20 protein-coding genes and 1 pseudogene are annotated in these 23,144 nt (G+C 65.0%); 7 read left to right on the top strand and 14 right to left on the bottom strand.

Annotated elements, in window-relative coordinates; genetic code table 11:
• The first annotated feature begins 65 nt into the window (after positions 1 to 65).
• The 4 genes from WI560_RS11915 (at position 66) to glsA (ending at position 5,794) form a co-directional block, all read left to right on the top strand.
• Positions 66 to 287 (top strand): acetyl-CoA carboxylase biotin carboxyl carrier protein subunit, encoded by a 222-nt coding sequence (locus WI560_RS11915; protein WP_257194100.1) that lies wholly within the window; start codon positions 66 to 68, stop codon positions 285 to 287.
• Positions 288 to 452: 165 nt separating this feature from the next.
• Positions 453 to 1,619 (top strand): TAXI family TRAP transporter solute-binding subunit, encoded by a 1,167-nt coding sequence (locus WI560_RS11910; protein ID WP_375308150.1) that lies wholly within the window; start codon positions 453 to 455, stop codon positions 1,617 to 1,619.
• Positions 1,620 to 1,849: 230 nt separating this feature from the next.
• Complete coding sequence (locus WI560_RS11905; RefSeq protein WP_375308149.1) at positions 1,850 to 3,925, top strand: TRAP transporter permease; 2,076 nt, start codon at positions 1,850 to 1,852, stop codon at positions 3,923 to 3,925.
• A 21-nt stretch (positions 3,926 to 3,946) separates the two neighbouring features.
• Positions 3,947 to 5,794, top strand: a complete 1,848-nt coding sequence (gene glsA / locus WI560_RS11900) for a glutaminase A (RefSeq protein ID WP_375308148.1) — start codon at positions 3,947 to 3,949, stop codon at positions 5,792 to 5,794.
• Between the two features lie 224 nt (positions 5,795 to 6,018).
• Here the strand turns inward: glsA and WI560_RS11895 are convergent, their stop codons facing one another.
• The 14 genes and pseudogenes from WI560_RS11895 to WI560_RS11830 all read right to left on the bottom strand — a co-directional run bounded on the left by WI560_RS11895 (position 6,019) and on the right by WI560_RS11830 (position 19,023).
• Entirely contained in the window at positions 6,019 to 6,321 is a 303-nt protein-coding gene (locus WI560_RS11895; protein ID WP_257177843.1) for a nucleoside triphosphate pyrophosphohydrolase family protein, read from the bottom strand.
• A gap of 26 nt (positions 6,322 to 6,347) precedes the next feature.
• Positions 6,348 to 6,875 carry a carboxymuconolactone decarboxylase family protein gene (locus WI560_RS11890; RefSeq protein ID WP_375308147.1) on the bottom strand — a complete coding sequence of 176 codons (528 nt, stop codon included), beginning with the start codon at positions 6,873 to 6,875 and terminating at the stop codon, positions 6,348 to 6,350.
• 482 nt (positions 6,876 to 7,357) lie between these two features.
• Positions 7,358 to 7,717, bottom strand: a complete 360-nt coding sequence (locus tag WI560_RS11885) for a Zn-ribbon domain-containing OB-fold protein (protein WP_375308146.1) — start codon at positions 7,715 to 7,717, stop codon at positions 7,358 to 7,360.
• Positions 7,714 to 8,850 (bottom strand): thiolase family protein, encoded by a 1,137-nt coding sequence (locus WI560_RS11880; protein WP_375308145.1) that lies wholly within the window; start codon positions 8,848 to 8,850, stop codon positions 7,714 to 7,716. Before WI560_RS11880 ends, WI560_RS11885 begins: the two co-directional genes overlap by 4 nt.
• A gap of 144 nt (positions 8,851 to 8,994) precedes the next feature.
• A complete protein-coding gene (locus tag WI560_RS11875) occupies positions 8,995 to 10,194 on the bottom strand; it encodes a CaiB/BaiF CoA transferase family protein (RefSeq protein ID WP_375308144.1) in 1,200 nt (399 codons plus the stop codon).
• Positions 10,195 to 10,321: 127 nt separating this feature from the next.
• Positions 10,322 to 10,528, bottom strand: a complete 207-nt coding sequence (locus WI560_RS11870; protein ID WP_028135770.1) for a hypothetical protein — start codon at positions 10,526 to 10,528, stop codon at positions 10,322 to 10,324.
• A gap of 124 nt (positions 10,529 to 10,652) precedes the next feature.
• Positions 10,653 to 11,813, bottom strand: a pseudogene (locus WI560_RS11865) (acetyl-CoA acetyltransferase); the annotation flags it as partial.
• Between the two features lie 60 nt (positions 11,814 to 11,873).
• Positions 11,874 to 12,524 carry a bifunctional 4-hydroxy-2-oxoglutarate aldolase/2-dehydro-3-deoxy-phosphogluconate aldolase gene (gene eda, locus WI560_RS11860; protein WP_375308143.1) on the bottom strand — a complete coding sequence of 217 codons (651 nt, stop codon included), beginning with the start codon at positions 12,522 to 12,524 and terminating at the stop codon, positions 11,874 to 11,876.
• 11 nt (positions 12,525 to 12,535) lie between these two features.
• Complete coding sequence (locus tag WI560_RS11855) at positions 12,536 to 13,504, bottom strand: sugar kinase (RefSeq protein WP_375308142.1); 969 nt, start codon at positions 13,502 to 13,504, stop codon at positions 12,536 to 12,538.
• A gap of 23 nt (positions 13,505 to 13,527) precedes the next feature.
• Positions 13,528 to 14,514, bottom strand: coding sequence for a D-erythronate dehydrogenase (denD, locus tag WI560_RS11850; protein ID WP_375308141.1), 987 nt, complete (start codon positions 14,512 to 14,514; stop codon positions 13,528 to 13,530).
• 65 nt (positions 14,515 to 14,579) lie between these two features.
• Positions 14,580 to 15,491 (bottom strand): carbohydrate ABC transporter permease, encoded by a 912-nt coding sequence (locus tag WI560_RS11845; RefSeq protein WP_375308140.1) that lies wholly within the window; start codon positions 15,489 to 15,491, stop codon positions 14,580 to 14,582.
• Between the two features lie 81 nt (positions 15,492 to 15,572).
• A complete protein-coding gene (locus tag WI560_RS11840) occupies positions 15,573 to 16,490 on the bottom strand; it encodes a carbohydrate ABC transporter permease (protein ID WP_080672162.1) in 918 nt (305 codons plus the stop codon).
• Positions 16,491 to 16,590: 100 nt separating this feature from the next.
• Positions 16,591 to 17,910: an ABC transporter substrate-binding protein gene (locus WI560_RS11835; RefSeq protein ID WP_375308139.1), complete on the bottom strand. Its 1,320-nt coding sequence runs from the start codon at positions 17,908 to 17,910 to the stop codon at positions 16,591 to 16,593.
• A gap of 45 nt (positions 17,911 to 17,955) precedes the next feature.
• Positions 17,956 to 19,023 carry an ABC transporter ATP-binding protein gene (locus WI560_RS11830; RefSeq protein WP_028135762.1) on the bottom strand — a complete coding sequence of 356 codons (1,068 nt, stop codon included), beginning with the start codon at positions 19,021 to 19,023 and terminating at the stop codon, positions 17,956 to 17,958.
• 203 nt (positions 19,024 to 19,226) lie between these two features.
• On the opposite strand from WI560_RS11830, the gene WI560_RS11825 reads away from it, so the two are divergent.
• The 3 genes from WI560_RS11825 to WI560_RS11815 all read left to right on the top strand — a co-directional run bounded on the left by WI560_RS11825 (position 19,227) and on the right by WI560_RS11815 (position 23,143).
• Positions 19,227 to 20,327 carry a LacI family DNA-binding transcriptional regulator gene (locus WI560_RS11825; RefSeq protein WP_375308138.1) on the top strand — a complete coding sequence of 367 codons (1,101 nt, stop codon included), beginning with the start codon at positions 19,227 to 19,229 and terminating at the stop codon, positions 20,325 to 20,327.
• Positions 20,328 to 20,449: 122 nt separating this feature from the next.
• On the top strand, positions 20,450 to 22,279 hold the full coding sequence (locus tag WI560_RS11820) for an IlvD/Edd family dehydratase (protein ID WP_028135760.1): 1,830 nt from the start codon (positions 20,450 to 20,452) through the stop codon (positions 22,277 to 22,279).
• Positions 22,280 to 22,411: 132 nt separating this feature from the next.
• Positions 22,412 to 23,143, top strand: coding sequence for an SDR family oxidoreductase (locus tag WI560_RS11815; RefSeq protein ID WP_375308137.1), 732 nt, complete (start codon positions 22,412 to 22,414; stop codon positions 23,141 to 23,143).
• Position 23,144 lies beyond the last annotated feature (1 nt).

The raw sequence follows: 23,144 nt of genomic DNA, 5'->3' as shown, positions 1-23,144 counted from the left end.
ATTAAATTCCACTTGCAGACGACGCTACCTCAGGCATTTTGCGACGACAACAAAAAGGCGATGGCATGCCAGAAATTAAGATCGTCACCGAGATCGCGGGACGCGTCTGCGCAACTCCCGTGCAAGTTGGAGGAACCGTCGCGGATGGCGATGACGTTGTGGTGGTCGAAGCCATGAAGATGGAGATACCGGTTTCTTCGCCCGCAAGCGGCACGATCACGTCTCTGCTGGTAAAGCTCGACGACGTCGTCGCGGAGGGTCAGGCAATCGCCATCGTCGCGTGCTGAATGTTCTGTTCGGAGTTTGCGCGACAATCTGTCAGCCTCATTCCCGCATGCGAGGTACGGCGTTGCCATCGCTCGATCGCGGTGACATGATCTGTTGCAAACAAAACGTTGTTTCAAACAAAGAAAGAAATCCTCGCGGCAAAGCGAGGATCATGGGAGGGAAACATGCTTCGTGGGCTGCTCGTGCTCGCGCCTGCTTTGGTGGCAGGCATTTCTTTTGCGTCTACACGCTACTCGTTCGCCGAAGACCTCAAGCTGCCGGCGACATTGGCTTTCACCGCCTATGACACCGGCACCGCCGGTTTCAATATCGCGGTCGGCGTCGGCAAGATGATGAAGGACAAGTACGGCACCGACGTGCGCGTGCTCCCCGCGGGCAACGACGTCGCCCGGCTTGCGCCGCTGCGCGCCAAGCGCGCCGTGTCCTCGGCGATGGGATCCGGCACCTATTTCGCGCAGGAAGGCGTGTTCGAGTTCGGCGCGAAGGAATGGGGGCCGCAGCCGCTGCAGATCCTGCTCTCGTCGGTCGACTGCAATTGCGGCTCGCTCGGCGTTGCCGCCGACACCGGCGTGAAGGAGTTGAAGGACCTCAGGGGCAAGCGCGTCGGCTTCGTGGTCGGCTCGCCGGCGCTGAACCAGAACTCGCTCGCGGTGCTGGCCTTCGCCGGCCTGACGCAGAAGGACGTCAAGGTCGTCGAGTTCGCGAGCTACGGCGCGATGTGGAAAGGTCTGATCAACAACGACGTCGATGCCGCCTTCGGCACCACCATCACCGGCCCTGCCAAGGAAGCCGAGACCTCGCCGCGCGGCCTGATCTGGCCTCCGCTGCCCGCCAAGGACAAGGAAGGCTGGGCGCGGATGCAGAAGGTCGGCTCGTTCTTCTTCCCGCAGGTCGCGACCTGCGGCGCCGGCATCTCGCCGCAGAAGCCGGTCGAGCTCGGCAACTACCCCTACCCGATCTTCGTGGCCTACGCCTCGCAGCCGGCCGACCAGGTCTATGCGATGACCAAGGCCATGATCGTCAACTACGACGCGTACAAAGATTCCGCGCCCGGCGCCGGCGGCCTTGCCGCCGATCGCCAGACCAAGAACTGGGTGGTGCCGGTGCATCCCGGCGCGGTGAAGGCGCTGAAGGAGGCCGGGCAATGGAGCGATGCGCAGGAGGCGCACAACAACAAGCTGATCAAGCGCCAAGAGGTGCTCGGCGCGGCGTGGGCCGATTACGGCAAGTCCAATCCGCCGGCGGATGACAAGGCGTTTCTCGACGGCTGGATGAAGGCCCGCGCCGCAGCGCTTGCGAAGGCGGATATGCCGAACGGGTTCGAGGAGTAGGGCGTCGTTGGGTTTGATCGCAGCCCCGCGAGAAGTGCGCTCCCTCTCCCGCTTGCGGGAGAGGGTTGGGGAGAGGGTATCTCCACGATGGGATTCCCCCGGAGGCGAAAGCCCTCACCCTCGCCTTCGGCGCAACCTCTCCCGCAAGCGGGAGAGGTTGAATCCGCGGTCCGAGCGATTCAAACAACGGCCATTCGCTTAGTCAGTTACCAGCCCACGCCCCGGGATCAATGATGTCTTCCTCCACCTCCACCGCCCCGCAAGACGCGGCCACGCGGGTCGTGTTCGACGATCCGCATGGCGCCGCCGCCAATCTGCAGGAAGCGGAGGTCACGCGCGTGCGCACGCTGCGCGGCGCCTGGCGCTGGATGCTGGTGGCCGCGACCGCGGCGACCATCCTGCTGTGCATCAACCAGCAATTCTCGCTGCGATTCTTCATCGGCTACACCCAGCTCAACACCGAATATTTCTACCTCCTGATCGCGTTGATGCTGCCCTTTACCTTCCTGATCTTCCCGGGCACCGGGCGCGCGCCGCTCGACCGGATTCCCTGGTATGACCTCGTCCTGTTCGTCGCGACCTTCGCCGCCGCACTGCTGCTGATGTCGAACGTACGCAAGGCGGCGGAGGCCGGCTGGGAATTCGGCGGCGCGCCGACCAACGTGATCGCCGCGGGCCTCGTGATGTGGGCGATGCTGATGGAGGCGCTGCGCCGCACCGGGGGCTGGAGCCTGCTGCTGAGCGTGCTCCCCTTCACCGTCTATCCGCTGTTCGCCGAAGCCGGTTGGCTCGGACCGTTCCGCGGCACGCAATCAACGCTGGAGCAGGCGACCGCCTATCACGTGCTGTCGGGCGAGAGCCTGCTCGGCATCCCCATCCAGGCCTTTGCCGACACCGTGATCGGCTTCCTGGTGTTCGGCACCGCGCTGATGATGACCGGCGCCGGCAAGTTCTTCATCAACCTCGCCTTCGCGCTGTGCGGCACCTTCCGCGGCGGGGCCGCCAAGGTCTGCATCTTCGCCAGCGGCCTGCTCGGCATGATGTCGGGCTCGATCATCTCCAACGTGCTGACCGCGGGGACCATGACCATCCCCGTGATGAAGAAGAGCGGCTTCCGCGCCTCCTATGCGGCCGCGATCGAGGCCTGCGCCTCGACCGGTGCGGTGCTGGCACCGCCGGTGATGGGCGCCACCGCGTTCGTGATCGCGCAGTTCCTCAACGTCAGCTATGCCGACGTCGCGGTGGCCGCGATCATTCCGGCCGTGCTCTATTACGCCGGCCTGTTCATGCAGGTCGACGCCTACGCCGCGCGCCACAAGCTGAAGGGCATTCCGCGCGCCGAGTTGCCGCGCGTCATGGATACGATCAAGGACGGCTGGTACTACGTCTTCGTCATCGCGCTCTTGGTCGTGATGCTGCTCTATTTCAAGCGCGAGAGCCATGCGCCGTTCTATGCCACCGCGCTGCTGCTCGTGCTCAACCAGTTCTTCTCCAAGGACACGCGCTGGACGCTTGCGACCATCGGCAAATTCCTCGAGGTCAACGGGCGCACCTTCGTCGAGCTCGTCGGCATCCTCGCCGGCTGCGGACTGCTGATCGGCGCGTTCTCGATGACCGGGGTGGTGTCGAGCCTTGCCAACGACCTCTTGCATATCGCCGGCGACAATCCCTTCCTGCTGCTGGCGATGTGCGCCCTGACCAGCCTGATCCTCGGCCTCGGGCTGACCACGACGGCCTGCTACATCTTCCTTGCCATCCTGGTCGCGCCCGCGCTGGAGAAGCTCGGGCTCAACCGCATGGCGGTGCACATGTTCATCTTCTATTGGGGCATGCTGTCGTCGATCACACCGCCGGTCGCGATCGCCTCCTTCGCCGCCGCAGGCATTGCCGGCTCGCCGGCGATGAAGACCGGCTGGGAATCGATGTGGGTCGGCAGCATCATCTATTTCCTGCCGTTCTTCTTCGTGCTCAATCCGGCGCTGGTGCTGCAGGGGCCGAGCCCGTATCTGGCCGGCCTCGGCCTGATGGGGCTTGCGGCGTTCGGTACGCTGTTCATCTGCGGCGGCATTCAGGGCTACCAGCCTTTCGTCGGGGACTTGCGCGGGACCGGCGCGCTGGAATGGCCAATCCGTGTGCTGCTGGTGATCGGCGGCTTCGTGGTGGCCACGCCCGGCGGCGGCATCATGCCGCTGTCGCAGCTGCAGGTAACGCTGCTCGGCCTTGCCATTCTCGTGCCCACCGCCTTGCTCGCGCTTGTGCTGGTCCGGCGACAGACCATGGTGCCGGACGGGTTGCGCGCCCCCTGATTGCGTTGCACAAGTGAGGCGATGACACCGCTCTCGCCTCTTGCAGCCGCCTGGACCCGCTCGCAACCGCCCTTGCTGCGGTTTCTGGACAATTGCCTCAACAAATTCTCTGCCGAAACTTCGGGCAGCGTTGCCGGCTACATTCCCGAGCTGAGCAAGGCCGACCCTGCCTGTTTCGGCATCAGCCTCGCGACCCTGGACGGCCACGTCTACGAGGTCGGCGATTCCAGGGTGCCTTTCACCATCCAGTCGATGTCGAAACCATTCGTGTTCGCGCTGGCGCTGGACCTGCTCGGCGCCGGCAGGGTCGAGCGCGCGATCGGCGTCGAGCCCTCGGGCGATCCTTTCAACTCGATCCGCCTCAATTCCGAGAACCACCCGTTCAATCCGATGGTCAATGCCGGCGCCATCGCCTGCACCGGGCTGATCCACGACAGCAAGGGCGCAGAAGCCTTCGAGCAGATCCGCCTCGCCCTCGGCCGCTTTGCCGGCCGCGAGCTCGCCGTGGACGAGGCCGTCTATGCGTCCGAAAGCCAGACCGGCGACCGCAACCGCGCGATCGCCTATCTGCTCAAGACCAACGCGGTGATCTCGGACGACGTCGCCGCCGTGCTCGACGTCTATTTCCGGCAATGCGCCGTGCTGGTCACCGCGCGCGACATCGCGGTGATGGCGGCAACGCTGGCCAATCGCGGCGTCAATCCGGTGACGGGCGAGCAGGTGTTGACGCCTTACGCGATCTCGCGCACCCTCTCGGTGATGACCTCGTCGGGCATGTACGACTATGCCGGCGAATGGATCTACCGCATCGGCATTCCCGCCAAGAGCGGCGTCGGGGGCGGCATTCTGGCCGCGCTCCCTGCCCGCCTCGGGCTCGGCAGCTATTCGCCAAAGCTCGACAAGCACGGCAACAGCGTGCGCGGCATCAAGGTCTGCGAGGCCCTGTCCTCGCATTACGACCTCCACATGCTCAACCGCAGCGACGACGCCCGCAACGCCGTCATCGCCGATTACGATATCGGCAAGAGCCCGTCCCGCCGCGTGCGCCGGCCGCAGGAGCGCGAGATCCTGGCCGCGCACGAGCAGGAGGTACGGGTCATCGAGCTGGTCGGCACGCTGTCGCTGTCGGCCGTCGACTACGTCTCGCGCCGGCTGGCCGGACGACCGCGGCCGCAAATCGTCGTGTTCGACCTGCACCGTGTCACGTCCACCACCCGTGCGGGCGCGCGGCTGATCGCCGAAGCCTTCGAAGAGCTGGCGGCCCTGAACGTCACGGTGGTGCTGTCCGGCGTCAGGCGCGCCTCCAGGGAATGGGACAGCCTGCGGGAATGGACCGCCGAGCTGAAGAACGTCCGCGACTTCTACCTGCTCGACACCGCGATCGAATGGGCCGAAGACCAGATCGTCTACCGCTATGGCGGCTCGATCGACTTCCACGAGACCACCGAGCTTGCCGAGCAGCCGCTGCTTGCCGGGATGAGCGAGGAAGAGCTGACCGATCTCGCCTCGATCTGCGCGATCCGAACCTATCAGGCCGGCGCGAAGATCATCACCACGGGAGATCCGGCCTCCTCCCTTTTCTTCCTGCGCAGCGGCGCGGTGCATGTCACGCTGCCCGACGGCGTGCGGCTGGCGACGCTGACCGCCGGCATGGCGTTCGGCGAGATGGCGCTGCTGGAGCCGACGCGCTCGGCCGACGTGTTCGCCGACATGGCGGCGACCGCGTTCGAAGTGCCGCTGAAAGCGTTCGAACGCTTCCGCAAGCAGCACCCGCGCGCCAGCGAGCGCGTCATGCGCAACCTCGCGCAGCTGCTCGCCGACCGCCTGATCGTCGCCAACGCGAAGGTGGACATTCTGACCTCGACGTGAGCCAAGGAGGTCTTCACTCCCTCGACAGGCGATGGTGCTGCATCTGGCCTTTGCGTCGACTTGAACGCACGCCTCGTCCTTCGAGACGACCGCTTTGCGGTCTCCTCAGGATGAGGCTAAGAAGCACCGTTGCTCGCTGAAACTGCTGCCGCGCGCTCGGTCCTCATCCTGAGGGCCCGCCAACGGCGGGCGTCTCGAAGGATGGCCGCAACGAGATTGTCGCCTCAGCGGCTCGCCGCCTCGCTCAGCCGTCGCTTGATCTTCTTCGCGCTGGCCTCCAGCAGCGCCGACGGCTGCTGGCCGGTCGCGGCGCACAGGCAGGCCCAGTAGTAGATGACATCGCCGAGCTCATCGACCAGACCCGCCTTGTCGAGCCAGTCGTCGCGCAGCAGCTTCTTGATGTGATCGGCGACCTCGCCGGCTTCACCGGCGAGACCGAGGCCGAGATAGGACAGCCGCTCGTTGGACGGATGCTCACCGACCTTGGCAATGGTCGCGGCCCAGGCCGCGTACTCGTCGATCGTCATAAGCATCCCTCGCCGCGTCTTTGGAATCAGCCTACCACTTCGGTGACGGGTTGGAGATCGATTTCGAAGGTCTCCAGAAATTTCGAGGTCATGATGTAGAATCCGACCGAGAGTTGCAGCTCGACCAGCGCCGCCGGCGTCAGCTGCGACGCGATCGCCTTGAAGGTCGCATCGGTCGGCTTCCTCAGCTTGACGATCTCGTCGGTGAAGGCGAGCGCGGCGCGCTGCACCTCGTTGAAGCAGCTCGCCGCCTGCCAGTTCTCGAGCGCCTCGTTCTGCGCGTCGGTGACGCCGACATTCTTGCCGATCCGCTTGTGCGCAACGATCTCGTACGGCGCCTCACACAGGATCCCGGTGCGGGTGATCGCGAGCTCGCGGACAACAGGATCGAGCTCGCCTTTGTGGCGGATCGCGCCACCCAGCCGGCAGTACTGCTCGAAGTAGCTCGGCGAGTGCGCCATCATGCGGAAGATGTTGGCGTTGCGGTTCTTGTCGAGGATCTCGCGGGTGCGGTCGGATGCCTTGGACGGGTCGCTGTACGGAATGCGGGCCATGATTTTCCTGAAGTTTTCCCAGAGCTTTTGATGCTTTTTGCAGTTGCCGGCGAGAGTTCCTTGAAACTCTATTCTTGCGCCGACGCAGGAGCAACATCATCGAGTCAAATTGCCGCCGCATTGCTGATCGACCCTGGGACGATCGATATTCGCCGCGTGGGGACACGTCGCGGCGGATACTCGAGAAGTGGGGTGTTCCGAGTAAAACAATTGGCCGTCGGGTGCGCTAGCCGCACAACGATGAGTCACGCCCAAGTCTAGGGAGAGAACGGCATGAAGGAAGCCACCAAGGGGGCGGCCTCGGGAGCGCTCGCGCATATGCTGGCGGTGACGGCGATGCTCGTCATCGCCAGCATCTTGTTCTACGGGCGCTAGTTGGAGTTCTAGCGTTTTCGTCATTCCGGGGTGGCTCTCGCACAGGCCAGGCCCAGAATACCCGTTCCAGGCTCGGTCGCATGACCGCCCCCGAATGACGAATCCCTCTACGTGTCCTTCGTGAAGAACGGCACGAGCCTGCCGGCAAACGGCCTGAAGCTCGCAATGACCGAATCGCCGATGGCGAGGTCATTGTCACCATGGGCCATCATGCGAAAACCTTCGGGGCAATCGACCAGCAGGATGTTGTAGGGCACGTGCGCCCGCGTCTCCGGCGTAGCGGCGCGGCAGACCAGCGAGGCCGCGTAGACCGTGCCCTTGCCGCTGGCGCGCAGCACGCGCGGATCCGATTCTCCGCATGCCGCGCAGAAGGCACGATGGAAATACTGCACGTGCCCGCATGAGGTGCAGGCCTGGTAGGTGATGGCCGCTTCGCCTCTGGTCCAGTCCGCCGGAGAATCGCTCATCGCACCCGCTCCAGGAGCATGCTCACGTGCGACGACAGCACGCCGCCGTCGCCATGCAGCAGCGCGATCGAGGCGTCGCGCACCTGGCGGGCCGCCGCCCGCCCCGTCATCTGCAAATGCGCCTCGACCAGATGCGCCATGGCGCCGCCGACGCCGCAATGTCCGTAGCTGAGCAGGCCGCCATGGGTGTTCAGCGGCATCGCGCCGTCGCGGCCGAAATGACCTGATCGCACGCGGGCCGCGGCTTCGCCGCGACCGGCAAGGCCGAGGTCTTCCAGCAGCATCGCGAGCGTGATCGTGAAACTGTCGTAGATCGCGGCGTAGCGCACATCGGAGATTGCAAGGCCGCAAGCCTGCTTGGCGCGCGCGATGGAGATCTCGGCGCCGAGCTCATGAAGCGCGGGCGCGGCCGTGACATGCTGATGGGTATGCGCCTGGGCGCAGCCGCGGATGCGCACGCCCACCTCTCCGGTCGGCTCGCGGCTGATGACGAAAGCCGCGCCGCCGTCGGAGACCGGGCAGCAGTCGAGCAGCTTGAGCGGCATCGCCACCGGCTTCGAGGCCATGACGTCGGCGACCGTGATGGGATCGTGGAATTGCGCGCCGGGATGGGTGCAGGCGTGGGCGCGCATCAGCACAGCGAATTCGGCGAGATCCTGTTCGGTCACGCCGTATTCGCGCATGTAGCGGTTGGCGACGAGGCCGTAATAGGCGGGAATGGTCGGCCCTAACGGCACCTCGTAGTCGGGATGGCCGACCTGCGCCAGCGCCTGGATCGAGGCATCACGGCTCTGCCCGGTGAGGCGGTTCTCGCCGGCGACGACGAGCACGTGACGCGCCACGCCTGACGCGACGAGATGATGCGCCAGCATCGTCATCGCCAGCCCCGTGGCGCCGCCGACCTGCACGGCGTGGGCGTAAGCCGGGCGGATGCCGAAATGTTCGGCGAACACAGTCGCCAGCATGATGTGGGGCGAGACGGTGGAGTAGCCGCAGAGGATGCCGTCGATGTCGCTCCGCTTGAGGCCGGCGTCGTCAAGCGCGAGTTGGGCGGCTTGGCTCATCAGGTCAAGCGAGGACGAGCCTTCATGCTTGCCGAAAGATGTGAGGCCGACGCCGGTGACGAAGCTCATCGTCGCTCCTCCTCGTCATTCCGGGGCGCGCCGTCAGGCGCGAGCCCGGAATCCATACTCACGATGGTGGTTATGGATTCCGGGCTCGCGCCCAAGAGGGCGCGCCCCGGAATGACGGATAAGAGAGCCGTTTTCATATCGCCCCTACTCCGGCGCCGACCGCGTCACGCCATCGCGGACCATGGCGGCGATCTCGTCGGCGGAATAGCCGAGCTCGCGCAAAATCTCCGCGCCGTGCTCGTTGAGCCGCGGCGCCAGCCGTACCGGCTCGGCCTCGGTCTCCGACCAGGTCGCCGTCACCTTCATGCTGCGGATCGGACCTTCCGTCGGATGGGTCACGACCGGGAAGAAATTCGTCGCCTCCAGATGCGGATCGTGCAGGATCGAGGCAAGGTCGTGCATCGGCATCACCGGCACGTCGGCCTTCGTCAGCAGTTCGATCCATTCGGCCGTGCTGCGCGTCTCGAAGATGCGCGCGAGCTCGGCGTAGACGACGTTGATGTTGGCGGCGCGCCCCGCGAAGGTCGCGAATTTGGGATCGGCGCGCAGGTCGTCGCGTGCCGTCGCCTTGAAGAAGTTCTCCCACTGCTTGTCGTTGTAGACGATGACGCTGAGATAGCCGTCCGAGGTCTTGTAGGGTCTGCGGTCGCGCGAGAGGTGGCGGGCATAGCCGCCCTTGTCGAGCGGCGGCTCGTAGGTGAGGCCGCCCATGTGGTCGCCCATGACGAAGCCGGCCATGGTCTCGAACATCGGGATGTCGACGCGCTGGCCGCGGCCGGTGCGGTCGCGATGCACCAGGCTGGCGCAGATCGCCCCGACGGCGGTGAGGCCGACGATGCGGTCGACCAGCGCGTTCGGCACGTAGCGCGGCACACCGTCGCCGGTCTGCGCCATCAGCGCCGGAAGGGCCGTGGCGCCCTGGATCAGATCGTCATAGGCGGGCTTTGCGGCATAGGGCCCGTCCTGGCCGAATCCGAACACGCCGGCATAGACCAGACGCGGATTGATGGCGGACACGACATCGTAGCCGAGCTGAAGCCGCGCCATCGCCTGCGGACGGACGTTGTAGACGAGCACGTCGGCGTCCTTCAGAAGCCGCAGCACGGCCTCGCGGCCGGCGGGCTTCTTCAAATCGAGGCAGATCGAGCGCTTGCTGCGGTTGGTGTTGAGGAACACCGGGCCCATGCCGGCGTGGCGCGTCGGGCCAATCAGCCGGGTGACGTCGCCGTCGAGCGATTCCACCTTGATGACGTCGGCACCGTAGTCCCCGAGCATCTGGGTCGCATAGGGCCCCATCAGCACGGTCGTCATGTCGATGACCTTGATGCCCTTCAGCGGCCCCATCGTTCGCTCCCGATTGCGCAGGGCTCAAGGCGCGGCCCCACGAATTCGGTCCAGCTAAAGACAGCGAGGCCGTGCGCGCAAGGGCGGCCGGCGTATGGCTGCATGCGTCGCGCGGCGATACCGGCCGCTATTTCTTCTGGCGGGATTCGCGGATCCTGAGCAGCCGGTCGAGTTCGTCGTTCTGCTGGCTGATCCGGTCGGCGATGCGCGACTCGCTCTGCTCGCCCGAGGCGGCCGCGGCCTGCTCGATGAGCTGGCGGATATTGTCCTCGAGGATCGCGATGCGATCGTTGAGTGCGTCCATCGACAGCGAGTCTTCGTAGTCAGTGCTCATGATGCGTTCCCTGCTAGGAGCCGTAGGGTGGGCCAAGCGAAGCGGGCCCACCATGATCTAACGCAAGGAAAAGGTGGGCACGGCGCATACGCGCCTTTGCCCACCCTACGAGGGACCTACTCAGCGGCTCCAGGATGGAGACGTAGTTGGCGACCGCGGCCCCGCCCATGTTGAAAATGCCGCCGAGCTTGGCGTTCTTGAGCTGCATGCCCTCGGGGGCCTGGCCGGCGAGCTGCATCGCGGTCATCACGTGCATGGAGACGCCGGTGGCACCGATCGGATGGCCTTTGGCCTTGAGGCCGCCGGACGGGTTGACCGGCAGCTTGCCGTCCTTGAGCGTCCAGCCTTCCTTGATGGCGCGGGCGCCCTGCCCCTTCGGCGTCAGGCCCATCGCTTCATATTCGATCAGCTCGGCGACCGTGAAGCAATCATGGGTCTCGACGAAGGAGAGATCGGACAGCGTCACGCCCGCCTTCTCCAGCGCGCGCTGCCAGGCGACGGTGCAGCCCTCGAACTGGAGGATGTCGCGCTTGCTCATCGGCAGGAAGTCCTGGGCGTGCGCGGTGGCGCGGAAGCCGATCGACTTGGCCATTCCCTTGGCGGTCTCGGCGTCGGCCAGCACCAGCGCCGCGGCGCCGTCGGACACCAGCGAGCAGTCGGTGCGCTTCAGGGGGCCGGCGACGTAGGGGTTCTTCTCGCTCTCGGCGCGGCAGAAGTCGAAGCCGAAATCCTTGCGCATCTGGGCGAAGGGATTGGCGACGCCGTTCTTGTGGTTCTTGGCCGCGATCAGCGCCAGCGCATCGGACTGGTCGCCGTATTTCTGGAAGTAGGAGCTGGCGATCTTGCCGAACACGCCGGCAAAGCCGCCGACGGTGTCACCGTCCTCGGGCAGATAGGAGGCCTTGAGCAGGTTCTTGCCGATCTCCGCGCTGGGGGTGCGGGTCATCTGCTCGACGCCGACGACGAGCACGACCTTGGCAGCGCCTGCGGCAATCGCGCGCAGGCCCTGATGCACGGCGGCAGATCCCGTGGCACAGGCATTCTCGACCCGGGTCGCCGGCTTGAAGCGCAGCTTCGGATCGGCCTGGAGCACCAGCGAAGCGGTAAAATCCTGCGGCGAGAAGCCGGCGTTGAAATGGCCGAGCACGATCTCGTCGACATCGCCGGCCGAAATGCCGGCATCTGCCAGCGCCTCATTGGCAACACGGGTGATGAGGCTTTCGACGGTCTCGGTGTCGAACTTGCCGAACGGCGTATGCGCCCATCCGACGATGCTGGCGGTCATGGTCATCTCTCCCTGGGGGTCTTCTCCTGAGCTAAGTCTTAGCCCAGGGATGGCAAGACTTCACGCGGCTTTCAGGGCTTTCAGGGTGCGCTGGCAGATGGCTGTTATGCCGGCCCAGTTCCCGGCCCGGATCTCCGCCGTCGGGCATAACCAGGAGCCGCCGACCGCGACCACGTTGGGCTCGGCGAGCCAGCTCGCCGCATTGGCTTCGCCGATGCCGCCGGTCGGGCAGAACCGCACGTTCGGGAACGGTCCGCCGAGCGCGCGCAGGCCCTTGATGCCGCCGGCCTGCTCGGCCGGGAAGAATTTTGCGACGTCGAAGCCGTGTGCCAACGCCATCATCAGCTCGGACGCCGTGGCAATGCCCGGCGCGAACGGCAGGGAGCTGTGGGTCGCGGCCTCAAGGAGATCGGGGGTCAGGCCCGGGCTGATGCCGAAGGCGACGCCGAGCTTCTCGACACGGGTAAAATCGGCCGGATTGAGGATCGTGCCGATGCCGACGACAGCCTCGGGCACTTCGGCCATCATCGCCCGCGCTGCCTCGATCGCAACTGATGTGCGCAGGGTCACCTCCAGCGTGCGGATTCCGCCGGCGACCAGCGCGCGCGCCAGCGGCACGGCGTCCTGGATACGCTCGATGGTGAGGACGGGAATGACAGTCGCGTCCCTGAACAGCGCGACGAGGTGGTTCTGTTGGGCAGACGTGGGCATGGGATCTCGATTCACTTAGTCGCTTGACGCGAGGCCGGCGGCCGGTGCCGCTTCTTCGGCGGCATGGCATAGCCCGGAATGATGGCGCCGGGATAGCAGATCACGACGCTGGCGAGGCGATGCCCGGCCTGAGCGGCCTCGACCGGATCGGAACCGCCAAGCCGGGCGGCAATGTAGGCGGCGGCAAAGCTGTCGCCGGCCGCCGTGGTGTCGACGACCGGCTTGGACATCGGTTCGGCGCGGACCTCGCTCGTACCGCCGGGGAAGCGCAGCAGGCTGACCGGCTCGGCGAGGCGGAACACCAACTCGGGCGCCGGAATGCGCGCCATCAGCTGGTCGTTGCTCTCGCCGGGATAGAGCGCGAGCAGATCCTCGGTCGAGGTCAGCACGATGTCGGCGGCCGCAAACGCCGACGCGAACACCTCCCGGGCGACGTCGCGGTCCGGCCATCCCCGCGCGCGGAAATTGGTGTCGAACACGAAGCGGGTGCCGAGCAGGCGTGCGCGCCTGATCGCCGCGAACAGGCGCTCGCGCCCCGGCGCATCGTAGATCGAGAGCGTGATCGCGGAGAGATAGACGATGTCGTAGCTCATCAGCGAATTGAGCAGCTCGTCGGTCTCCGGCAGCTTCATCAGCTGGCGCGCCGCCGCGCTGTCGCGCCAGTGAAAGAACTGGCGCTCGCCCTTGGCGTCGAGCTGGATCATGTAGAGGCCGGGTAGCTTGCCCGCCAGCCGTACGACGCGCCGCGTGCCGACACCTTCGCTCGTCCAGGCCGCGATCATCTCGTCGCTCAGCGCATCGTCGCCGAGCGCGGTGAGATAGTCGACCTTGACCTCGAGCCGCGCCAGATAGACGGCAGTGTTGAGGGTATCGCCGCCGAAGCCGCGTGAATAAAGCCCGCCCCCCTGCCCGGCGGACGCGCCGCCCTGCGCCTGCCGGAGCTCGACCATGCATTCGCCGATGCAAGCAACGCTCGCCATCACCAGGCCCGCTCAGTCAGAGATCAGGCGACGAAGTTGCCGCCGAGCTCGTCTTCGATGTGAATGCGGATGATATCGTCGAAGGTCTTCTCGGCGGTGGTGAAGCCGAGCTCGAGCGCCCGCTTCGGGCTGAAATTGCGCGGCCAGCCGCCGACGATGCCGACGATGAAGGGATCGGGCTCGCGCTTGATGCGGGCCGCGACCTTCTCACCGGCCACGCGCTTCAGGGCCGCGATCTGTTCGCCGACCGTGGCCGACAGGCCCGGCATGGTCAGATTGCGGCGCGGGCCGACGGCGGCGAGATCCATGGTGCCGGCATGGAGCAGGAACCCGACGGCCGAGCGCGGCGTGGCGTGCCAGTGGCGGACGTCCTCGGACACCGGGAGCACCGCTTCCTTGCCGGCCAGCGGCTCGCGCAGGATGTTGGAGAAGAAGCCGGAGGCCGCCTTGTTGGGCAGGCCGGGCCGGATGCAGATGGTCGGCAGGCGGATGCCGATGCCGTCGAGGAAGCCGCGGCGCGAATAGTCGGCCAGCAGGAGCTCACCGATTGCCTTCTGCGTGCCGTAGCTGAGCAGCGGGGTGTGGAAGAACTCGTCGCCGATCGCATCCGGGAACGGCGCGCCGAACACCGCGATCGAGGACGTGAAGACGACGCGCGGCTTGTAGCCGCCGCCAACGAGCCTGATCGCATCGAGCAGCATCCGCGTGCCGTCGAGATTGATGCGGTAGCCCTTGTCGAAATCGAGTTCGGCTTCGCCGGAGACGATCGCAGCCAGATGGAAGATCACGTCTGGACGGCCGGCGATCAGCTTCTCGGCCGCGCCCGGCACGGCGAAATCGCCCGACACCGTCTCGACGGGGAAACCGGCCTTCTCCGGCTGCTTCGGCTCGACCACGTCATGCATGGTCAGCTTCGTGATGTCGTTCTTGCCGAGCCGGCCGTCGCGCAGCAGCTGTTCACAGAGTTTGCGGCCGACCATGCCGGCGGCGCCCAGAACCAGAATGTGCAAGAGCTCAACTCCTTGTCATTGGCCGGAGCGCGCCGCTCCTGGCGCGCCCTCGGCAAGCCCCGCGATCATTCCTTCACGGCGCCGGTCATCGCGGACACATAATGCTCCACGAAGAAGGCGTAAAGGATGACGAGCGGCAGCGAGCCGGCCAGGGCTCCCGCCATCAGCGAGCCCCAGCGGTAGATGTCGCCGTCCACGAACTCGTTGACGATCGCGACCGGCACCGTCTTGTTGCTGGTCGACTGCAGGAACGTCAACGCGTAGATGAACTCGTTCCAGCACAGCGTGAAGCAGAAGATGAAGGCCGAGATCAGGCCGGGAATGGCGAGCGGCAGCACGATCTTGATCAGGATCTGCCAGCGGCTCGCCCCGTCGATCAGCGCGCATTCCTCGAGCTCGAACGGGATGGTCTTGAAATAGCCCATCAAGAGCCAGGTCGAGAACGGGATCAGGATGGTCGGATAGGTCAGGATCAGCGCCAGCGGCGAGTCGAACAGGCCGTACTGAAACACGACGGTGGCGAGCGGGATGAACAGGATCGACGGCGGCACCAGGTAGGCGAGGAAGATCAGCCCGCCGACGAGATTGGCGCCCTTGTAACGCAACCGCACGATCGCGTAGGCCGCAAACACCGATGCGACGATCGAGAGAATGGTGGCGCAGATCGCCACGTACATCGTGTTCCAGAGCCAGTACGGATAGTAGCTCTCGAACAGCAGCTTGTGGAAGTGCTTGAAGGTCGGATTCCAGGTCCAAAACGGGTTGTACTTGTCGAGGTCGAGCAGCTGCTCGTCCGGCTTCACCGAGGTCAGCGCCATCCAGTAGAACGGAAACAGGAGGACCACGACGATGATCGCGAGCGGCAGGTACAGCGTCACGAGCCGGCGCGGCACCGACTGCAGGTAGCTCATGCCCTCGCTGTTATCGACCCGCGCGGACGCCGACAGGACGCCCTTGGCGGCAGGAAGATCAGTCATTGTTCTCTCCCTGTTGCCACTTGCGGCAGCGCGCGCGGGGCTTGCCCCGTTCGCGCAAAAGAAACGGAAACAGTGCGGGGATCAGTCATTGTTCTCCCCCTGTTGCCACTTGCGGCGCTGCAGGCCGAACCAGGACACCATGATCGCAGCGAGCAGGAACGGAATCATGGCGCTGGAGATCGCCGCACCCTCGCCGAGCTGTCCCGCGATGATCGCGCGCTGGTAGGACAGCGTCGCCATCAGATGGGTGGCGTTGACCGGTCCGCCGCGCGTCATCGCCCAGATCAGCTGGAAGTCGGTGAAGGTGAACAGCACCGAGAAGGTCATGACGACGGCGATGATCGGGGTCAGCAGCGGATAGGTGATGTAGCGGAAATTCTGCCAGCGCGTCGCGCCGTCGAGCGTCGCGGCTTCATAGAGCGACGGCGACACCGTCTGCAGGCCGGCGAGCAGCGTGATCGCCACGAACGGCACGCCGCGCCAGATGTTGGCGAAGATCACGCAGATGCGTGCCCAGGTCGTGTCGCCGAGGAAGTTGATGTTCTGATCGATCAGACCCAGATGCCTCAGAGACCAGGAGATGATCGAGAATTGTGAATCGAAGATCCACCAGAACGCCAATGCCGAGAGCACCGTCGGCACGATGAAGGGGATCAGGACCATCGCGCGCAGCATCGCCTTGAACGGCATGTTCTCGTTCAGCAGCAGCGCGAGATAGAGCCCGATTGCGAATTTGAGGGCACTGGCGACGAAGGTGTAGAGTAGCGTGTTGAACACCGACAGCCAGAAGATGGAATCGTCCCACAGCCACTCATAATTCTCGGTGCCGACGAACTGCCCGACCCTGCCGATGCGGGTGTCGGTGAAGGATAGCCAGATGCCGAGCCCCAGCGGATAGGCCAGGAAGAAGATCAGGAACGCCATGGCCGGCACCATGAACCAGAAGCCGAGCCAGTTGCGGTTGTGTTTGAGCTGGGTCCAGGCGCCGCCCTCGCTCATCTGAGGCTTGGCCCTGGGAATTGCGACATCAGCCATGCCCGATATCCCTGATCGAAATGTTGACGAGCGGGCGGCGCGACTGCCGCCCGCTCCATGATCTCTAGCGATAGATGCGCTTCAGCTGGCGCTCGGCTTCAGCCATCGCGCCCTTTGCATCCTTGGTGCCGGTGCAGTAATTGGCGAACATGTCGACGACGATGAAGTCGGCGATGGCCGTTGCCGCCTTTTCGCCGACCGTGCCGATGCCGGAGGCCGGCAGCGTGCGCTTGGAGGCCTGCGAGAACACCTCGTTCTTGGGATCGGCTTTCCAGATCGGCGCAGATTCGTAGGCGTTCAGGGTCTGGGTCAGATAGCCCTGCGCGCCGTCCAGCCACTTCTCGTAGTTCTCCTTCTCCAGCATGAAGGCGACGAAGGCCTTCGCTGCGTTCGGATATTTGGTGAAGTTGAAAGCGAGAATCGGCAGCGCCAGCTGCAGCTCGGTCGGCTTGCCGACCGGTCCGACCGGCCAGAGCGCGTGATAGGTGTCCTCGGCGAGTTCCTTCTTGCTCGCATCGGTCTTGGCGGCGACGTAGATCGAGATGCCGTTGGCCGTGCAATAGAGCTCGCCGGCGAGGAACGCCTTGTTGTTGGAGGAATCGTTCCAGGACGCGGTGCCCGGGATGAAGCTGTCGTAAAGCGCCTTGCAATATTCCAGCGCCTTGGCCGTCTCCGGCGAGTTGATGACGATCTTGTCGTTCTGGTCGACCGTGTAGGCGCCGTGGCCCCACAGCACCCAGTGCAGCCACGAATTGCCGTCGCCCGAGGCATGGCCGAGGGCGAAGCCGGCCGGCGTGTTGTTCTTCTTTAGGGCCTTGCACATCTCGAGGAAGCCCGGGAAGTCCTTCGGGAATTCCTTGAAGCCAGCCTTGTCGAGCGCCGACTTGCGGTACGTCATGTAGCCGCCGTTGGTCGCGACGGGGATGCCGAGCCAGTCGTTGCCCTGCTTGCAGGTCTTGGCGGCCGCATCGGTCCAACCGCCGTATTTCTTGCCGAGATAATCGGCGACGTCGTTCATCTTCAGCACTTTGGTCGGGAACAGCTGCGGCAGCGTGTGCAGGCCCCAGGCGAGGTCGAGCCCCGAGCCGGTATTGGCCGCAACCGAGGCCTTCGGCTGCACGTCCTCGAAGGATTCGCTGAACACGTTCATCTCGGTGCCGGTCGCGGCCTTGAACGCCGCCACCATCTGGTTGAACGCATCGTCTTCTGCAGGCACGAAGCGCTTCCAGCGCATCACGGTCAGCTTGGCGCCCGCCTCCGGCTTCCAGGGCGCGCTCTGCGCCCAGGCCTTGGCGAAGTCGAACAGCGCCGGCCCGGTGAGCATGCCGGTCGCAGCCAGTGCCGTTCCGCCTTGAAGCAGCGTGCGGCGGGTAAAGTCTTGCATGTTGTCCTCCCTGTGATGCTTTTAATATCTTAAGTAAAACTCACACTACGCGTTCAGGCGTTTTCCCGTCGCCTCGTCGAACAAGTGCACCAGCGACGGATCCGGCTTCAGCCGGATCTTGTCGCCCGGATTGAACTGGTGACGCTCGCGGAAGACCGCGACGACCTGCTCGCCGCCGATCTTGGCGAAGACCTGCGTCTCCGAGCCGGTCGGCTCGACCACGATGATCTCCGCTTCGGCGCCGTCGTCGGCGATGGTGAAATGCTCGGGCCGCACGCCGTAGACCGCAGGACGGCCGTCGGACGCCGCGGGCGCGGTCTTGAGCGGCAGCTTGACGCCGTTCGGCCCCTCGAAGCTCGCGACACCGTTGACGCGCACATGCCCCTTCAGGAAGTTCATTGCGGGCGAGCCGATGAAGCCGGCGACGAACTGGTTGTCGGGCTTGTCGTAGAGCTCGAGCGGCGTACCCATCTGCTCGACGATACCGTCATGCATGACGACGATCTTGTCGGCCATGGTCATGGCCTCGATCTGGTCGTGCGTGACGTAGACGGTTGTCGTCTTCAGCCGCTGGTGCAGCTCCTTGATCTCCGTGCGCATGGCGACGCGCAGCTTGGCGTCGAGGTTCGACAAGGGCTCGTCGAACAGGAAGACCTGCGGGTCGCGCACGATGGCACGGCCCATCGCGACACGCTGGCGCTGGCCGCCGGAGAGCTGGCGCGGATAGCGATCGAGCAGCGGCGCCAGCGCGAGGATCTCGGCGGCGCGCTTGACGCGCTTGTTGATCTCGTCGGCGCTCGCGTTCCGCAGCTTGAGCGAGAAGCCCATATTGTCGGCGACGGTCATGTGCGGATAGAGCGCGTAGTTCTGGAACACCATCGCAATGTCCCGCTCCTTTGGCTGGACATTGTTGACGACACGGTCGCCGATCGAGATCGTGCCGGAGGTGATGTTTTCGAGACCGGCGAGCATGCGCAGAAGCGTCGACTTGCCGCAGCCGGAGGGGCCGACCAGGACGACGAACTGCCCATCCTCGATCGGTACGGTCACGCCGTGCAGGACTTCAAAATTGCCGAACGATTTCCGCACGTCGCGGATTTGCACAGACGACATCTAGCTCCCTCCTCGATAGTCCACGACGACCCTTGGCGCCGCGACCGTCTTGTTTTTTCAGACTTCGCCGAACGAAGCCCGACCGTAGCGGGCAACATTGTCGGCAGTTTGTGCGGTTTTGGCAATTTCTCTTTGGTTAGTCGCTGCTGGTAGCGCTGTCAACGTTCCTTTGTTTGCGGGACTGACTGTGTTAAGAGCAGCAAATGGGTCGAAAACGCACCAAGTCAGGCAAAATCCGGCTGGCGGAAGTCGCCGAGCTTGCCGGCGTCAGCCCGATTACAGCGTCTCGCTTCTTTCGTAATCCGGAGGCCCTGTCGGTCGCCAAGCGGACGCGGGTGGAGAGCGCGGCCAAGGAGCTCGGCTACGTCCCGAACCTTGCGGCACGCGCGCTGGCCTCGCAACGCACCGAGGTCATCGGTGTCTTGATCCCCTCTCTCACCAACAACGTGTTCTCGGACGTGCTGCGCGGCATCTACGATGCGTCCGAAGGCAGCCGCTACTCGATCCAGCTGTCCAACACGCGCTACAGCATTCTCCAGGAGGAAAAGCTGCTGCGGCTGTTTCTCGCGCAGAAGCCGGCCGGTCTGATCGTTACCGGGATCGACCAGACCGCCGAATCGCGCGCGATGCTGGAGGCCGCCGACTGCCCGATCGTGCAGATCATGGAGATCGGCCCCGATCCGGTCGACATGATGATCGGCTTTTCGCACTATGATGCGGCCCGCGCGGCGGTTGCGCACTTGTTCGACCAGGCCCGCCGCAAGATCGGCTTCATCGGTGCCCGGATGGATCCCAGGGTGCAGCGGCGGCTGGACGGATATGTCTCGGCCATGAAGGACGCCGCATTGTTCGAGCAGCGCCTCGTCGTCACCACCGCGACGCCGACCTCGGTGACGCTCGGCTGCGCCCTGTTCGCCGATCTCCTGGCGCGCGAGCCCGATCTCGACGCGGTGTTCTGCGCCAATGACGACCTCGCGCTCGGCGTATTGTTCGAATGCCGGCGCCGCGATATCGCGGTCCCCGAGCAGCTCGCGATCGTCGGCTTCAACGACCTCGAATTCATGGCGTCCGCCGTCCCCACCCTCACCAGCGTGCGCACCAACCGCTACGAGATGGGCAACACGGCCGCCACCATGCTGATCGAGGCGATCGACGGACGGCGTCCCGAGCAGCCGGTGCTCGATCTCGGCTTCAAGGTGATCGAGCGGCAAAGCTCGTCGTCGCGTCATTCGGACAGCAGGCCGGCCGTATCAGGCGCGGGTCCGGCGAACAAAATGGTAGCGTTACCAAGCGGTCATGACTAGTATCGGATCTGTGAGGAAACGACCCGCCAGCGGGCCAGCGATCCATCATTCGCGCCGCTCGGCATCGCACAAGCCGAGATCCCGGGACGGACGCCAGTGCGTTTGCATTGCAGGAGAAACCAATGACAAAGAAACCAACCAATGGGCACGCGCCCGCCGGCAACGGCGCGCGACGCCATCTTCGCTCGCAGGAATGGTTCAACAACCCGCATAATCCGGGCATGACCGCGCTCTACATGGAGCGCTATCTCAATTACGGCCTCACCCGCGCCGAGCTGCAATCCGGCAAGCCGATCATCGGCATCGCCCAGACCGGCAACGACCTCTCTCCCTGTAACCGCCATCATATCGAGCTCGCGCACCGCGTCCGCGAGGGCATCCGCGAGGCCGGCGGCATTGCGATGGAATTCCCGACCCATCCGATCCAGGAGACCGGCAAGCGCCCGACCGCGGCGCTCGACCGCAACCTCGCCTATCTCGGCCTGGTCGAGATCCTGTACGGCTATCCGCTCGACGGCGTCGTGCTCACCACCGGCTGCGACAAGACCACGCCGGCCTGCATGATGGCGGCGGCGACCGTGAACCTGCCCGCGATCGTGCTGTCGGGCGGCCCGATGCTGAACGGCTGGCATGCCGGCGAGCGCACCGGCTCCGGCACCATCGTCTGGAAGTCGCGCGAGAGGCTCGCCGCGGGCGAGATCGACTATGAAGAGTTCATGGAGATCGTGGCCTCATCCGCGCCCTCGGTCGGCCATTGCAACACCATGGGCACCGCCTCGACCATGAACGGGCTCGCCGAAGCGCTCGGCTTCTCGCTGCCGGGCTGCGCGGCGATTCCCGCCCCCTATCGCGAGCGCGGCCAGATCGCCTACGAGACGGGAAAACGCATCGTCGAGATGGTCTGGGAAGACCTCAAGCCGTCGGACATCCTGACCCGCAAGGCGTTCGAGAACTGCATCGTGATCAATTCGGCGATCGGCGGCTCGACCAACGCGCCGATCCACATCAATGCGCTGGCCCGTCACATCGGCGTCGAGCTGACGATCGAGGACTGGCAGAAAGTCGGCCACGACGTGCCGCTCTTGGTCAACATGCAGCCGGCCGGCTTCTATCTCGGCGAGGAATTCCACCGCGCCGGCGGCGTGCCGGCCGTGGTGCGCGAATTGATGAAGCACAAGCGCATCCATGAGGACGCGGTCACAGTCAACGGCCGCGGCATCGGCGAGAACTGCGCCAATGCGCCAAAGCCCGACAACGACGTGATCTGGGCCTACGACAAGCCGCTGGTGAAGGACGCTGGCTTCCTGGTGTTGAAGGGCAATCTGTTCGATTCCGCGATCATGAAGACCTCGGTGATCTCCAAGGAATTCCGCGACCGCTATCTCAGCAACCCGAAGGACCTCAACGCCTTCGAGGGCCGCGCCATCGTGTTCGAGGGTCCGGAGGACTATCACGAGCGGATCGACGATCCCTCGCTCGACATCGACGAGCGCTGCGTGCTGTTCATCCGCGGCACCGGCCCGATCGGCTATCCCGGCGGCGCCGAGGTCGTGAACATGCAGCCGCCGGCGGCGCTGATCAAACGCGGCATCCTGTCCCTGCCCTGCATCGGCGACGGTCGCCAGTCCGGCACCTCGGGCTCGCCCTCGATCTTGAACGCCTCGCCAGAAGCGGCGGCCAACGGCGGCCTTGCGATCCTCAAGACCGGCGACAAGGTCCGCATCGACCTCAACAAGGGTAGCGCCAACATCCTGATCTCGGACGAGGAGCTGAAGAAGCGCCACGCCGAGCTGAAGGCCAGCGGCGGCTTCAAGCATCCGCCGAACCAGACGCCGTGGCAGGAGATCTATCGCAACACCGTCGGCCAGCAATCGACCGGCGCGTGCATGGAGCTCGCCACGCGCTACCAGAACGTCGCCGGCACGTTTGGCGTGGCGCGGGATAATCACTGACGGCCACACCGTCATTGCGAGCGAAGCGAAGTAATCCAGAGATTTGTCTACGGAGACAGCCTGGATTGCTTCGTCGCAAGTGCTCCTCGCAATGACGGCGGATAGATGACAATCAAGAAGGAGAAAAACAACATGGCAGACCGCCTTAGGGGCAAACGCGCCGTCGTCACGGCTGCAGCCGCCGGCATCGGCCGCGCCTGCGCCATCGCATTCGCGCGCGAGGGTGCAACCGTCATTGCCACCGACATCAACGAGTCCGGCATCGCCGGCCTGACCAAGGAAGGCATCGCCGAGGTCGCAAAGCTCGACGTCCGCAACACCGCCGACGTCAACGCCTTTGCCAAGCGCGTCGGCAAGATCGACATCCTGCTCAACGCGGCGGGCTTCGTGCACCACGGCACTATCCTGGAGTGCTCGGAAGAGGATTTCGATTTCTCGTTCGACCTCAACGTCAAGTCGATGCACCGGACCATCAAGGCGTTCCTACCCGACATGATCGCGGGAGGCGGCGGCAGCATCGTCAACATCTCGTCCTGCGCGGCCTTGAGGCCGCCGGCGAATCGTTACGTCTACAGCTCGTCGAAGGCCGCGGTGTCGCTGCTGTCGCGCGCGGTGGCGCTCGACTTCATCACCAAGGGCATCCGCTGCAACTCGATCTGCCCCGGCACCGTCGAGACGCCCTCGATGCTCGACCGCGCCGCCGCGCAGGGTCCGCAGGGCAAGGAGATGTTCATCTCCCGCCAGAAGATGGGCCGGCTCGGCACCGCCGAGGAGATCGCATCCATGGCGGTCTATCTCGGCAGCGACGAGAGCGCCTTCACCACCGGCGTCGACCTCGTCGTCGACGGCGGCTACATGCTCTGAC

This window comes from Bradyrhizobium sp. A11 (genome assembly GCF_042077125.1).
Classification (GTDB): Bacteria; Pseudomonadota; Alphaproteobacteria; order Rhizobiales; family Xanthobacteraceae; genus Bradyrhizobium; species Bradyrhizobium japonicum_B.
Note: the sequence above shows the minus strand (reverse complement) of the source record. Positions and strands in the feature narration are given on the sequence as shown.

Excerpts from the sequence above, each read along its gene's own strand:
- WI560_RS11915 (WP_257194100.1), top strand. The coding sequence starts at position 66 with ATGCCAGAAATTAAGATCGTCACCGAGATCGCGGGACGCGTCTGCGCA.
- WI560_RS11910 (WP_375308150.1), top strand. The coding sequence starts at position 453 with ATGCTTCGTGGGCTGCTCGTGCTCGCGCCTGCTTTGGTGGCAGGCATT.
- WI560_RS11905 (WP_375308149.1), top strand. The coding sequence starts at position 1,850 with ATGATGTCTTCCTCCACCTCCACCGCCCCGCAAGACGCGGCCACGCGG.
- glsA (WP_375308148.1), top strand. The coding sequence starts at position 3,947 with ATGACACCGCTCTCGCCTCTTGCAGCCGCCTGGACCCGCTCGCAACCG.
- WI560_RS11895 (WP_257177843.1), bottom strand. The coding sequence starts at position 6,321 with ATGACGATCGACGAGTACGCGGCCTGGGCCGCGACCATTGCCAAGGTC.
- WI560_RS11890 (WP_375308147.1), bottom strand. The coding sequence starts at position 6,875 with ATGGCCCGCATTCCGTACAGCGACCCGTCCAAGGCATCCGACCGCACC.
- WI560_RS11885 (WP_375308146.1), bottom strand. The coding sequence starts at position 7,717 with ATGAGCGATTCTCCGGCGGACTGGACCAGAGGCGAAGCGGCCATCACC.
- WI560_RS11880 (WP_375308145.1), bottom strand. The coding sequence starts at position 8,850 with ATGAGCTTCGTCACCGGCGTCGGCCTCACATCTTTCGGCAAGCATGAA.
- WI560_RS11875 (WP_375308144.1), bottom strand. The coding sequence starts at position 10,194 with ATGGGGCCGCTGAAGGGCATCAAGGTCATCGACATGACGACCGTGCTG.
- WI560_RS11870 (WP_028135770.1), bottom strand. The coding sequence starts at position 10,528 with ATGAGCACTGACTACGAAGACTCGCTGTCGATGGACGCACTCAACGAT.
- eda (WP_375308143.1), bottom strand. The coding sequence starts at position 12,524 with ATGCCCACGTCTGCCCAACAGAACCACCTCGTCGCGCTGTTCAGGGAC.
- WI560_RS11855 (WP_375308142.1), bottom strand. The coding sequence starts at position 13,504 with ATGGCGAGCGTTGCTTGCATCGGCGAATGCATGGTCGAGCTCCGGCAG.
- WI560_RS11845 (WP_375308140.1), bottom strand. The coding sequence starts at position 15,491 with ATGACTGATCTTCCTGCCGCCAAGGGCGTCCTGTCGGCGTCCGCGCGG.
- WI560_RS11840 (WP_080672162.1), bottom strand. The coding sequence starts at position 16,490 with ATGAGCGAGGGCGGCGCCTGGACCCAGCTCAAACACAACCGCAACTGG.
- WI560_RS11835 (WP_375308139.1), bottom strand. The coding sequence starts at position 17,910 with ATGCAAGACTTTACCCGCCGCACGCTGCTTCAAGGCGGAACGGCACTG.
- WI560_RS11830 (WP_028135762.1), bottom strand. The coding sequence starts at position 19,023 with ATGTCGTCTGTGCAAATCCGCGACGTGCGGAAATCGTTCGGCAATTTT.
- WI560_RS11825 (WP_375308138.1), top strand. The coding sequence starts at position 19,227 with ATGGGTCGAAAACGCACCAAGTCAGGCAAAATCCGGCTGGCGGAAGTC.
- WI560_RS11820 (WP_028135760.1), top strand. The coding sequence starts at position 20,450 with ATGACAAAGAAACCAACCAATGGGCACGCGCCCGCCGGCAACGGCGCG.
- WI560_RS11815 (WP_375308137.1), top strand. The coding sequence starts at position 22,412 with ATGGCAGACCGCCTTAGGGGCAAACGCGCCGTCGTCACGGCTGCAGCC.